Origin of the sequence: Micromonospora phytophila, from assembly GCF_023656545.1 — a bacterium.
Lineage (GTDB): Bacteria > Actinomycetota > Actinomycetes > Mycobacteriales > Micromonosporaceae > Micromonospora > Micromonospora phytophila.
Genome location: NZ_JAMOKF010000146.1, coordinates 1 through 12,357, shown reverse-complemented (window position 1 = coordinate 12,357; position 12,357 = coordinate 1). Strand labels below are relative to the sequence as shown.

At 72.3% G+C, this 12,357-nt stretch carries 11 protein-coding genes; 4 read left to right on the top strand and 7 right to left on the bottom strand.

Going from position 1 to position 12,357, the window contains the following annotated elements; all coding sequences use genetic code 11:
* Positions 1-170 precede the first annotated feature (170 nt).
* Positions 171-1,226: a S1 family peptidase gene (locus NCC78_RS17975; protein ID WP_250795781.1), complete on the bottom strand. Its 1,056-nt coding sequence runs from the start codon at positions 1,224-1,226 to the stop codon at positions 171-173.
* A 254-nt stretch (positions 1,227-1,480) separates the two neighbouring features.
* Between NCC78_RS17975 and NCC78_RS17970 the strand changes: the two genes are divergently transcribed.
* The gene (locus NCC78_RS17970; protein ID WP_250795780.1) at positions 1,481-2,311 is read left to right on the top strand and encodes a GDSL-type esterase/lipase family protein; all 831 of its coding nucleotides are present in this window, start codon (positions 1,481-1,483) and stop codon (positions 2,309-2,311) included.
* Positions 2,312-2,396: 85 nt separating this feature from the next.
* On the opposite strand, the gene NCC78_RS17965 is transcribed toward NCC78_RS17970, so the two are convergent.
* The gene (locus tag NCC78_RS17965; protein ID WP_250795778.1) at positions 2,397-2,873 is read right to left on the bottom strand and encodes a winged helix-turn-helix transcriptional regulator; all 477 of its coding nucleotides are present in this window, start codon (positions 2,871-2,873) and stop codon (positions 2,397-2,399) included.
* Between the two features lie 56 nt (positions 2,874-2,929).
* Here NCC78_RS17965 and NCC78_RS17960 point away from each other — a divergent pair, with 56 nt between their 5' ends.
* A complete protein-coding gene (locus NCC78_RS17960; RefSeq protein WP_250795777.1) occupies positions 2,930-3,445 on the top strand; it encodes a PaaI family thioesterase in 516 nt (171 codons plus the stop codon).
* A 115-nt stretch (positions 3,446-3,560) separates the two neighbouring features.
* Here NCC78_RS17960 and NCC78_RS17955 read toward each other — a convergent pair whose 3' ends face one another.
* The 3 genes from NCC78_RS17955 to NCC78_RS17945 all read right to left on the bottom strand — a co-directional run bounded on the left by NCC78_RS17955 (position 3,561) and on the right by NCC78_RS17945 (position 6,670).
* The gene (locus NCC78_RS17955) at positions 3,561-4,496 is read right to left on the bottom strand and encodes an acyl-ACP desaturase (protein ID WP_250795776.1); all 936 of its coding nucleotides are present in this window, start codon (positions 4,494-4,496) and stop codon (positions 3,561-3,563) included.
* Between the two features lie 70 nt (positions 4,497-4,566).
* The gene (hisS, locus tag NCC78_RS17950) at positions 4,567-5,895 is read right to left on the bottom strand and encodes a histidine--tRNA ligase (protein ID WP_250795775.1); all 1,329 of its coding nucleotides are present in this window, start codon (positions 5,893-5,895) and stop codon (positions 4,567-4,569) included.
* Between the two features lie 55 nt (positions 5,896-5,950).
* Positions 5,951-6,670, bottom strand: a complete 720-nt coding sequence (locus tag NCC78_RS17945; protein ID WP_250795774.1) for an MBL fold metallo-hydrolase — start codon at positions 6,668-6,670, stop codon at positions 5,951-5,953.
* A 292-nt stretch (positions 6,671-6,962) separates the two neighbouring features.
* Between NCC78_RS17945 and NCC78_RS17940 the strand changes: the two genes are divergently transcribed.
* Together NCC78_RS17940 and NCC78_RS17935 are read left to right on the top strand one after the other, a co-directional pair.
* Positions 6,963-7,853: a peptidylprolyl isomerase gene (locus NCC78_RS17940; RefSeq protein ID WP_250795773.1), complete on the top strand. Its 891-nt coding sequence runs from the start codon at positions 6,963-6,965 to the stop codon at positions 7,851-7,853.
* Between the two features lie 62 nt (positions 7,854-7,915).
* On the top strand, positions 7,916-8,755 hold the full coding sequence (locus NCC78_RS17935; RefSeq protein WP_250795771.1) for a peptidylprolyl isomerase: 840 nt from the start codon (positions 7,916-7,918) through the stop codon (positions 8,753-8,755).
* 180 nt (positions 8,756-8,935) lie between these two features.
* On the opposite strand, the gene NCC78_RS17930 is transcribed toward NCC78_RS17935, so the two are convergent.
* Complete coding sequence (locus tag NCC78_RS17930; RefSeq protein ID WP_372495152.1) at positions 8,936-11,446, bottom strand: RelA/SpoT family protein; 2,511 nt, start codon at positions 11,444-11,446, stop codon at positions 8,936-8,938.
* Between the two features lie 167 nt (positions 11,447-11,613).
* A complete protein-coding gene (locus NCC78_RS17925) occupies positions 11,614-12,180 on the bottom strand; it encodes an adenine phosphoribosyltransferase (protein WP_250795770.1) in 567 nt (188 codons plus the stop codon).
* Positions 12,181-12,357 lie beyond the last annotated feature (177 nt).

Here is a 12,357-nt window from a genome sequence, read left to right as displayed (position 1 = left end):
CGCGGCCGGCGCGGAGGCACTCTGCCCGCTGGCGGTCGTGCTGGTGCTGCGCCGTCGTCAGCATCCCGGCGCCTCGGCCGGCGGCACCGGCCCGGCCCACGCGGCCGGGACGCCGCAGCGCACGCGGACGGGCCGCCGGATGTTCCGGCGGCCCGCTGCGTGAGGTCGGATCAGTAGACGCTGACGCCGTAGCGGCTCAGCACCTCGGGGACCGGCTGGAAGAAGGTGGTGCCGCCGGAGGAGCAGTTGCCGCTGCCGCCGGAGGTGAGGCCCAGCGCGGTGGTGCCGGCGAAGAGCGAGCCGCCGCTGTCGCCCGGCTCGGCGCAGACGTTGGTGCGGATCAGGCCGGAGACCGAGCCCTCGGCGTAGTTCACGGTGGCGTTGAGGGCGGTCACCGAGCCGCTGCGCAGGCCGGTGGTGCTGCCGCTGCGCCGGACGGACTGGCCGACGAAGGCGTTGCCGGCGCTGGTGATGTCCTGGAAGCTGCCGTTGTAGAGCGAGACGTTGCCCGGCTGCGTGGTGGTCTGGTTGCTGTACCGGACGATGCCGTAGTCGTTGCCCGGGAAGCTGGTGCCGGAGCGGGCGCCGAGGTAGGCGGTCTGGGCGGAGTTCGAGTACCAGCTCGACGAGATGTTCGTGCAGTGCCCGGCGGTGATGAAGTACTTGACGCCACTGCTGTTGCGGACGTTGAAGCCGAGCGAGCAGCGCCCGCCACCGCCGGCGTAGATGGCCTGGCCGCCGGAGATGCGGGTGCTCAGCACGCCGGCCTCGGCCTCGATGCGGACCGCGCCGTTCATCCGCGCGGCGGCGGCCTTGACGCGCTCCAGCTTGGCGCCGGTGACGGTGCTGTCGACGGAGACGACGACCTGGTTGGTGGCCGGGTCGGTCCACCAGGCGGTGCCGGGGATCTTCGCGGAGCGGTCCAGCTCGGCGGTGGCCCGGGCCAGGTCGGCGGCGCCGCGCGCGACGATCTTCGGAGTGGCGCCGGCGGCGGCGACCTGGCGGGCGGCGGCGACGTCGGTGACCGCGACGACCATCTTGCCGGTGGCGTCGGCGTAGGTGCCGGCGGCGCGGTCGCCGAGGCGCTCGGCCAGGCCGGCGGCGGCGTCGGGTGAGGCGGACGAGGGTGCGGCCTGGGCGGGCGCGCCGATGAGCGAGCCGGCAACCAGGGCTCCGGCCGCGGCAAGGGTGGCGGCGCGGCGGAACGAGGACCTCGTGGGTCGCATGTAACAACCTCCAGGAGGGGGCGACGGCCCGCGTCGGGGGTGACGGGACCGGGAACCAACCCGGCCGAGCTGGGGGAACTGGCCAGGCTCACTGAAGTATTCACATACTTAACTTCCTAGGCAAGACCCAGTTTTGTCCTTGTTCGCCCGAGCTACGCCTGTCACCGGGCGGAAACATTGTGGACACAGATGTGCGTCTATACCATCTGGTCACCGCTCGTCCACCCCTCGGCACCCGTCATCCGGAGGCCACCATGACCGTCATCCGACGTCTGCTCGCCCCGCTCGCCGCACTCACCGTTCTCGTCCTGCTCGCGCCGGCCCCCGCCGCCGCCGACGCCGGGCCGCCCCCGGCCTCGATGGCCAGCCTCGGTGACTCGATCACCCGAGGCTTCAACGCCTGCGGCTGGTACGTCGACTGCACCTCCCGCTCCTTCAGCACCGGCGACTACTCCACGGTGAACAGTCACTACCTGCGCATCCGGGCGGTGAACCCGGCGATCCAGGGACGCAACCACAACGACGCCCGCAGCGGCGCGAAGTCCGCCGACATGTACGGCCAGGCCGGCAGCGCGGTCAGCCAGGGCGTCGGGTACGTCACCATGCTGATCGGCGCCAACGACGCCTGCACCGGCTCGGAGTCGACGATGACCCCGGTGAGCACCTACCGGGCCAACATCGACGCCGCGCTCAACCGGCTCAAGACCGGCCTCCCCAACGCCCGGGTGCAGCTGATCAGCGTGCCGGACATCCACCGGCTCTGGTTCGTCGGCAAGGACAGCGGCAGCGCCCGCAGCGCCTGGTCGGCCTTCGGCATCTGCCAGTCGATGCTGGCCAACCCGACGTCCACCGCGCAGGCCGACGTCGACCGGCGGACCCGGGTCCGCCAGCGGGTGATCGACTACAACACCCAGCTCGCCCAGGCGTGCGCGGCGTACGGCGCCAACTGCGACTTCGACGACAACGCCGTGTTCGGCTACCCGTTCGCCCTGAGCCAGCTCTCCGGCTGGGACTACTTCCACCCCAACAGCAGCGGTCAGCGGGTGCTGGCCAGCGTCTCGTACGCCGCCGGTTTCGGCTGGTGAGCCCGGCCGGCGCGCGGGCGGCGATCCGTCCGCGCGCCGGCGCGCGCCCCGGGGTCAGTCCGCGCGCCGGTCGCGCGCCCGGGGGTCAGTCCGCGCGGCGGCGGGCACCCGGGCCGGGGCGGGGCACCACGTCACGGGGAGCCGCGACCTCGTGCCCGCTCCCGCAGCGCAGCGCGACGTGCACGTCGGCGCCGCAGTCGCGGTGCGTGACGGTCAACGGCGAGCCGGCCGGGTCGGCCAGGTAGCGGTCGCCCCAGCCGAGCACCGCGACCAGCACGGGCCAGAGGTCGAGGCCCTTCTCGGTCAGCCGGTACTCGTGACGCAGCCGGCTGCCCGGCTCCCGGTAGGGCTCACGGCGCAGCACACCCCGTTCCACCAGCATCGCCAGCCGGTTGGTGAGCACCTGCCGGGGGATGCCGGTGCGGACCCGCATGTCGTCGAAGCGCCGGACGCCGTTGAAGACCTCCCGCAGGACCACCAGGGTCCACCGCTCGCCGAGCACCTCCATCGCCCGGGTGATGGTGCAGTTCTCCACCGACCAGTCCAGCGCCTCGGGTCTCATGCCCACCACGCTAGATCTCGTTGACAGACTCAGCAACGGGCTGCCAGGCTGAGTCCATGACACAGACGCAGGAACCGGCGCGCAGCCGCACCTTCTCCTGGTCCGACCCGGGCATCAACGCCGCGCACGTCGGCCGGCGCGCCGGTCTGGAGCTGCTCCGCGCGATGATCGCCGGCGAGCTGGCCGCGCCGCCGATCATGCACCTGGTGGACATGTCCCGGATGGAGGCCGACGAGGGGTGGGTCGCCGTCGAGCTGGTGCCGCAGGAGTTCCACTACAACCCGCTCGGCACCGTGCACGGCGGGGTCATCTCCACCCTGCTGGACACCGCCGCGGCCTGCGCGGTGCACACCACGCTGCCCGCCGGCGTCGGCTACACCTCGCTGGACCTGAGCGTGAAGTTCCTCCGCCCGGTCACCGTCGCCTCCGGCACCCTGCGCTGCGAGGGCAGCGTGCTCCAACGCGGCCGCCGCACCGCGCTGGCGGAGGCGAAGCTGACCGACGGCCAGGGCCGCCTCATCGCCCACGCCACGTCCAGCTGCCTCCTCTTCCCCCTCGACCAGCCGGCCTGACCCGAACCCGTCGCCCCCCGGAGATCATGCAGTTGTGGTGCCCGGATCGAGAGGTTTCGCGGCCTTGATCCCCCACCGCAACTGCATGATCGACGCGGGCCTCGGGGCGGGGCGGTCAGGCGCGGGCGGCGAGGCGGGCGGCGCGCGCGTCGCGCTTCTCCTCGAAGCGGGAGGCGGCGCGGTCCAGCTCGTCGAGGTGGCGGGCCACCTGGTCGCGGGCGGCCTCGCCGTCGGCGTCCAGCCCGGTGACCTCGAAGACGTTCCACTGCCGCAGCACCGGCACGACCACCTCGTCGCGGTGCTGGCGCAGGTCGTAGATGCCGGCCAGGGCGATCGCCACCGACTTGCGGGTGAAGCCCTCGATGCCGTTGCCCGGCATCTGGAAGTCGGCCACCACGTCGGCGACCGCCCGCATGGCCTGGCTGGGCGCCAGCTCGAAGGCCGCCGCGAGCAGGTTGCGGTAGAAGACCATGTGCAGGTTCTCGTCCGCCGCGACCCGGGCCAGCAGCGCCTCGCACGCCGGGTCGCCGGTCACCCGGCCGGTGTTGCGGTGCGAGATCCGGGTGGCCAACTCCTGGAACGAGACGTACGCCAGGGAGTGCAGCACCTCGTCGCCGTGCACGTTGCGGTAGCCGGCGGACATGTGCGTCATCCGGGCCCGCTCCAGGGCGACCGGGTCGACGGCCCGGCTGACGGTCAGGTAGTCGCGGATCGCCGTGCCGTGTCGCCCCTCCTCGGCGGTCCACCGGTGCACCCAGGTGCCCCAGGCGCCGTCCCGGCCGAAGAGGGTGGCGATCTCGTGGTGGTACGAGGGCAGGTTGTCCTCGGTGAGCAGGTTGACAATCAGCGCGGTGCGGGCCACCTCGGGGATGGTCGAGTCCGTCTCCGACCACGCCTCGCCGCCGAGCGGCCCGTCGAAGGTGCGCCCCTCGCTCCACGGCACGTACTCGTGGGGGAACCACTCCTTGGCCACCGACAGGTGCCGGTCGAGGTTCTTCTCCACCACGGATTCGAGTTCGAGGAGCAGTGCGGTCTGGCTGAGTGCGGTCACGACGATCTCCCTACGGTGGCGTAACTTACGCTACCGTAGGTCCGATCGCCCGTACGCGCCAGTAGTGAACTCAGCTGACCAGCGGCTTGAGGTCCGCCGGGGGCGGCGTCCACTCCCCCGCCACCGCCACGACCTGCTCGCCGGAGCGGATGTCCTTCACCTCGTCGGCCGCCCCGTCGGCGCCCGGGAACCAGACGTACGGGATGCCGCGCCGCTCGGCGTGGCGGATCTGCTTGCCGAACTTCGCCGCGCTCGGCGACACCTCCGTGGGCACGCCCCGGCGGCGCAGCGCCTCGGCCACCCGGTTGCTGGCCGGCCGCTGGTCCTCGCTGGTCACCGCCACCAGGACGCAGGTCGGCACGTCCCGCGACACCGACAGCTCGCCGGCGCCGAAGAGGAGCCCGAGCAGCCGGGTCACCCCGATCGAGATGCCCACCCCGGGGAACCGGTTGGCGCCCGAGCTGGCCAGGTTGTCGTAGCGGCCGCCGGAGCAGATCGAGCCGAACCGCTCGTAGCCGACCAGCTGGGTCTCGTAGACGGTGCCGGTGTAGTAGTCCAGGCCCCGGGCGATGCGCAGGTCGGCCACGCAGAGCCCCGGCGAGTGCCCGGCGGCGGTCTCCACCACCCGGACCAGCTCCTCGATGCCCTCGTCGAGCAGCGGGTCGCTCACGCCCAGGGCGCGCACCGCGTCGGCGAAGGAGGCGTCCGGGGCGGAGATCTCGGCCAGCGCGAGGCACGCCTTGGCCTGCGCCTCGCTCGCCCCGGCCGTCTCGGCCAGCAGCTCGGCCACCTTCGCCGGGCCCACCTTGTCGAGCTTGTCCACCGCGCGCAGCGCCGCCTCGGTGTCGGTCAGCCCGACGCCCCGGTAGAAGCCTTCGCAGATCTTGCGATTGTTGACCTGGATCAACACCGGCGGGATGGGCAGCGAGCGCAGCGCGTCGCCGATGACCAGCGGCATCTCCGCCTCGTGGTGCGCGGCCAGGGTGTCCCGGTCGACGATGTCGATGTCCGCTTGGAGGAACTCCCGGTAGCGCCCCTCCTGCGGTCGCTCGCCGCGCCACACCTTCTGGATCTGGTAGCGGCGGAACGGGAACTGAAGCTTGCCGGCGTTCTCCAGCACGTACCGGGCGAACGGCACGGTCAGGTCGAAGTGCAGGCCGAGCGCGTCGTCGCCGGCTGGGCCGTCGGCGTCGGCCTGCAACCGCCGGATCAGGTAGACCTCCTTCGAGGTCTCCCCCTTGCGCAGCAGCTGATCCAGCGGCTCAACCGCCCGCGTCTCCAGCGGCGCGAAGCCGTACAGCTCGAAGGTGTTCCGGATCCGGTCCAGGACGTACTGCTCGATCATCCGCTGCGCGGGCGTCCACTCCGGGAATCCGGAGATGGGCGTGGGCTTGCTCATGATGCTCCGTTCGCAGACCCGCGCGGTCGGCGCGGGAGGAGAGTCGGTGCGACCGTCACAGGCCGCGGGCGGGGGCGGCCGGTCGCGCGCCGCCCGGGCCCGCCACCTCGACGAGGTACGGGTTGGTCGCGCGCTCGCGGCCGATGGTGGTCGCGGGGCCGTGGCCCGGCAGCACGACGGTGTCGTCCGCCAGCGGGAGGACCTTCTCCCGGAGGCTGGTGAGCATCGCCGGCATGCTGCCGCCCGGCAGGTCGGTGCGGCCGATGGAGCCGGCGAACAGCACGTCACCGGAGAGGCAGAGCTGCTCCGCCTCCCAGCGCGAGCCGGCGGCCGGCAACCGGAAGAGCACCGACCCGCCGGTATGGCCCGGGGCGTGGTCGACGGTGATCTCCAGCCCGGCGAGGGCGAGCGTGGCGCCGTCGGTCAGCTCGGCGACGTCCTCCGGCTCGGTGTACGGCAACCGGCCGCCGAAGAGCGAGGTGAGGTCCGCCGACAGCCCCTTGGCCGGGTCGGCGAGCATCTCCCGGTCGCCCGGGTGCACGTACGCGGTGATCCCGCGCGCCCCGCAGACCGGCGCGACCGAGAAGGTGTGGTCGAGGTGACCGTGGGTGAGGAGCACGGCGGCCGGGTGCAGCCGGTGCTCGGCCAGCAGCGCGTCGAGCCGGTCGAGCACCCCGATGCCGGGGTCGACCACCACGCACTGCTCCCCGGGCGCGGTGGCGACCACGTAGCAGTTGGTGCCGAAGGCGTCCGCGGGAAAGCCGGCCACGAGCACGTCCGCTCCCCTTCCGTCGAGCTGTCACGTCCCTGCCAGCAGCCTAACGGGCGGCGCGAGCGGCTTTGTCGCGTCCGTCCCGGCGGCCCCGCTCGGCACGGTGGCGCATCCGTCCCGGCGGCCCCGAGCGGCGCAGTGACGCGTCCCGATAAGCCCAGCGTGGACCTCTGCACCACTTTCCCAGCCGGTGGTCGTACACTCTGGCGGGCGTGTGGCGTGGCACACCTGCCGCCAGACGGGCGCGGGACGCCCGACCGCCGGTGACGACCAGGGTAAAGGAAGGGCAGCACGGGTGGCTTCCAGCAGGGACCGGCAGCGCAAACTGGCGCGCGCCAAGCTCGACCGGCAGCTCGCCCGTCGGGCCGCCGTGGCCAGGCGTCGCCGGCAGATCCAGGCCGGCGTCGGCGCGACCCTCGTGCTCGCGCTCATCGTGGTCGGTTCGGCCTGGGCGCTGGGCACCTTCGACCGCGACCAGGAGAAGAAGACCGCCGCCGAGGACGTCTGCCTCTGGACCCCGCAGGACGCCAGCGCGAACACCAACCTCAGGGACGTCGGCACCCCGGCCACCGAGGGTCTGCCCACCTCCGGCACGCGGACGATGACCGTGGTGACCAACCAGGGCGGTCCGTTCACCGCCGAACTCGACCTCGCCGCCGCGCCCTGCGCCGCGGCGAGCCTCGCGCACCTGTCGAGCCGGTCGTTCTACGACAACACCAAGTGCCACGAGATCACCACCGAGGGCGCGGTGCGCTGCGGTGACCCGAGCGGCACCGGCCTGGGCGGCCCGACCTACTCGTTCTACGACGAGAACGTCCCCACCGCCCCGTCGCCGTCGCCGTCGGCGAGCCCCGCACCCGGCCAGCCCGCGACCTACCCGAAGGGCACGATCGCGATGGTCGCCAACCCGCCGGGCGCCAACGGCAGCCAGCTCCTGGTCTTCTTCAAGGACTTCACCACGGCCGACCCGAAGTACTCCATCGTCGGGCGGGTCACCGGCGGCCTGGCGACGGTCGAGAAGATCGGCGCCCTGCCGACCGTGGACAATGGGACCGGGGCCAAGGTGAAGCCCAAGGACGACGACGTGGTCATCCAGAGCCTCACCGTCGGTGAGCAGGCTGAGTCCAGCCCGGCGCCGAGCGCGTCGGCGTCCGGCGCTGCGACGGCGACCCCGAGCGCCGGCTGACCACCCCACCTCACTCTTCAGCGGCACCCACCGCGCCCGAGACAGCCCAGGAGGATCCAGGCGTGACGTCCACCAGAGAGCGGCAGCGCGCGGCGGCCCGCGCCCGGCTCGAGAAGGAGATGGCCGAGCGGGCCGCCCGGGCCCGCAGGCGCCGGCAGACCCAGTCGATCGTGGGGGCCGGTGCGGTCCTGCTGCTCGTGGTCGCCGGCACCGTCTGGCTCGCCACCAGCCTCGGCGGCGACGACGACAGCACCGACACCGCGGCGCCCGGGGCCGGCAACGTCCAGTGCGCCTGGACCGAACTCCCGGCCGAGCAGCGGAGCCCGCAGATCAAGGACGTCGGGCTGCCCGCGCCGCAGCAGGCGAACACCGGCACCCAGACGATGACGATCGACACCAACCTGGGGCCGATCACCGCCAAGGTCGACCGGGCGGCGGTGCCCTGCACCGCGGCGAGCTTCACCCACCTGGCGGAGAAGAACTTCTTCGACAACAGCAAGTGCCACCGGCTGGTGACCGAGGGCATCAAGGTGCTCCAGTGCGGCGACCCGAGCGCCACCGGCAAGGGCTGGCGGGAGACCGACGGCACCGGCGGCCCGAGCTACCGGCTCGCGGAGGAGAACCTGCCCACCGACAAGCGTCCGCCGTACCCGGAGGGCGTCATCGCGATGGCCAACTCCGGGCAGCCGGGCAGCACGGGCAGCCAGTTCTTCATCGTCTACGGCGACTCGCCGCTGGACCCGAACTACACCGTCCTGGGCACCATCACGGGTGGCATGGACATCGTCAAGCAGGTCGCGGCGGCCGGCGACGACAAGGCGTTCGCCCAGCAGGCCGGCGGTGGTCACCCCAAGAAGGAGATCACCATCAAGAAGCTCGCCATGAGCGCCCCCCAGGGCTGACACTCCTTCTGACGTACGCACCCCGAGCGCCCGCCGGCACCGCCGGCGGGCGCTCGCGTCACCCCGCACCCCTACCCGCGATCTCGCACTTGGTGCCCCGGCGAAGGGGGCGCACCACGCATGTCAGGGGCCGAAGGTGCGAGATCGCCGCGGGGAGAGGGGCGGGTGGGGAGGGGTGAGTCAGGCGCCGGAGGTGACCCGGTAGGCGTCGAAGACGCCGTCGACCTTGCGGACCGCGGCCAGCAGGTGGCCGAGGTGCTTCGGGTCGGCCATCTCGAAGCTGAAGCGGCTCACCGCCACCCGGTCCCGGGTGGTGGTGACCGTCGCGGAGAGGATGTTGACCCGCTCCTCGGAGAGCACCCGCGTGACGTCGGCGAGCAGCTTGTGCCGGTCCAGCGCCTCGACCTGTATCGCCACCAGGAACGTCGACGCGGAGGTGAGCTTCCAGCTGACCTCGACCACCCGCTCGGCCTGGGCCCGCAGGTCCTCGGCGTTGGCGCAGTCGTCGCGGTGCACGCTCACCCCGCCGGAGCGGGTGACGAACCCGAAGACCGAGTCCGGCGGCACCGGCGTGCAGCAGCGGGCCAGCTTGATCCAGACGTCGCTGACGCCCCGGACCACCACGCCGGGATCGCTGCTGCTCTGCCGGCTGCGGGGCGGCCGGGTGGCGACGGCGGTCTCGGCGATGTCCTCCGCCGCGCCCTCCTCGCCGCCGTACGCGGCCATCAGCTTCTGCACCACCGACTGGGCGGAGACCTGGCTGTCGCCGACCGCGGCGTAGAGCGAGGCGACGTCGGCCAGGTGCAGGTCGCGGGCGATCGCCATCAGCGCGTCGGAGGTGAGCATCCGCTGCAACGGCATGCCCTGCTTGCGCATCGCCTTGACGATCGCGTCCTTGCCGGCCTCGATCGCCTCCTCGCGCCGCTCCTTGTTGAAGTACTGGCGGATCTTGGTGCGGGCGCGCGGGCTCTTGACGAAGCCGAGCCAGTCCTGCGTGGGGCCGGCCGTCTCCGACTTCGAGGTGAAGATCTCGATCACGTCGCCGTTGGAGAGCGTCGACTCCAGCGGCACCAGCTTGCCGTTGACCCGCGCGCCGATGCACTTGTGCCCGACCTCGGTGTGCACCGCGTACGCGAAGTCCACCGGCGTCGACCCCGTCGGCAGGGGGATGACGTCACCCTTCGGGGTGAAGACGTACACCTCCTGGCTGGACAGGTCGAAGCGCAGCGCGTCGAGGAATTCGCTCGGGTCGGCCGCCTCCCGCTGCCAGTCCAGCAACTGCCGCAGCCAGGTCATCTCGTCGATGTGCGCCGGCGGGCCGACGATCTGGGTGCCCTTGTGCTCCTTGTACTTCCAGTGCGCGGCGATGCCGAACTCGGCGGTGCGGTGCATCGCGTAGGTGCGGATCTGCATCTCCACCGGCTTGCCGGTGGGCCCGATGACCGTCGTGTGCAGCGACTGGTACATGTTGAACTTGGGCATCGCGATGTAGTCCTTGAACCGGCCCGGGACCGGCTGCCAGTTGGCGTGGATCACGCCCAGCGCCGCGTAGCAGTCCCGCACCGTGTCGACCAGGATCCGCACCCCGACCAGGTCGTAGATGTCGTTGAAGTCGCGACCCCGCACGATCATCTTCTGGTAGATCGAGTAGAGGTGCTTCGGCCGGCCGGTGGTCTCCGCCTTGATCTTGGCGGCCTTGAGGTCGACCTGGACCTTCTGGGTGACCTGGCGCAGCAGCGCCTCGCGCTGCGGCTGGTGCTCCCCGATCAGCCGGTTGATCTCCTCGAACCGCTTCGGGAAGAGCGTGCCGAAGGCGAGGTCCTCCAGCTCCCACTTGATCGTGTTCATACCGAGCCGGTGGGCCAGCGGGGCCAGGATCTCCAGCGTCTCCTTCGCCTTCTGCTCCTGCTTCGGGCGGGGCAGGAAGGTGAGGGTGCGCATGTTGTGCAGTCGGTCGGCGAGCTTGATCACCAGCACCCGCGGGTCCTTGGCCATCGCCACGACCATCTTGCGGATCGTCTCGGCCTTGGCCGCGTCGCCCAGCTTGACCTTGTCGAGCTTGGTCACCCCGTCGACCAGGAGCGCGACCTCGCCACCGAAGTCGGCGCGCATCGCATCGAGGGTGTACTCGGTGTCCTCGATGGTGTCGTGCAGCAGCGCCGCGACCAGCGTGGTGGTGTCCATCCCGAGGTTGGCCAGGATGGTGGCCACCGCCAGCGGGTGGGTGATGTACGGGTCGCCGGACTTGCGGTACTGCCCGGAGTGCCAGCGTGCCGCGGTGTCGAAGGCGCGCTGCAACAGCCGGGCGTCGGCCTTGGGGTGGGCGTCCCGGTGGGTGGAGATCAGCGGTTCGAGCACCTCGCTGACCTGCGAGGTCTGCCAGGGCGCGTTGAACCGCGCCAGCCGCGCCCGGACCCGTCGGCCGGTGGGCGCGTTGGAGAGCGCGAACCCGCCGCCGGACGTGGGGTCGGCGGAGCCGTCGGTCGGGAACTGGACCACGACCGCCTCGGCCCCGGGGCCCGCGTCGGCCACGCCGGAGCGTACGGCCTCGGCCGGGCTGGTCACGGCGGCGCCGTTGCCGGTGCCCGTGCCCCGCGCGGGCGCGTCACCGTTCCGGTCGGTCACCGAGCCGTCAGCGTCGCCTGTCGGGTGCACCGTGCCCTCCACCGGAGGGACGACATCGTGGGACACCGGCCTCCTCACCGCTCGCCGGGAACCACCGACCGTGCGTCGGCCGGCCTGGTCTCGCGCCGGCCGGACGGTCCCGCCCGGTCAGCAAAGGGCAATGCTACCCGCACCCACGGTGCCCTGCCGCTCCGCCGGACGGACCGCGCCGGGTCCGTCCGACGGACGGCGGATCAAACGGTCAGCAGGGCATGGACCGGGCGCGGCGCCAGCCGCTCCCGCCCGCCGAGGAAGCCGAGTTCCAGTAGCACCGTGAACCCGGCGACCGTGCCGCCGGCCCGCTCCACCAGGTCCAGCGTCGCCTCGGCCGTGCCGCCGGTGGCGAGCACGTCGTCGACCACCAGCACCCGGTGCCCGGCGGTGAAGGCGTCCTCGTGCACCTCCAGGGTCGCCTCGCCGTACTCCAGTGCGTAGGAGGCCGAGTACGCCGGGCGGGGCAGCTTGCCGGCCTTGCGCACCGGCACCACCCCCACCCCGGTCGCGTAGGCGATGGCCGCCGCGATGACGAACCCGCGCGCCTCGATGCCGACCACGGCGTCGAACGAGTCCCGCCCGTGGTACGCGATGATCCCGTCGATGACCTCGCGGAACGCGTCACCGTCGGCGAAGAGCGGCATCAGGTCCTTGAACATGACACCGGGCTTGGGGAAGTCGGGCACGTCCAGCACCCGGCTGGCCACCAGCTCGGCGGCCTCCGGGCCGCTGTCCCCGCGCACCCCGGCGCTGTGGGTCTCCGTCACGGCAGTTCCGTTTCCCTTCGACGACGACGGCGTCCTGCATGCTGCTCGCACAGCATGAAGGACGCCGTCAGGTCGATCTCCGTCGGGTGTCTCCCGGGCCGGTCAGCGCCGTTTCGGGCTGCCCGGCCGGTTGCCGCCACCGCCGGCCGGCCGGCCGCCCCGGGCACCGGTCGGCCG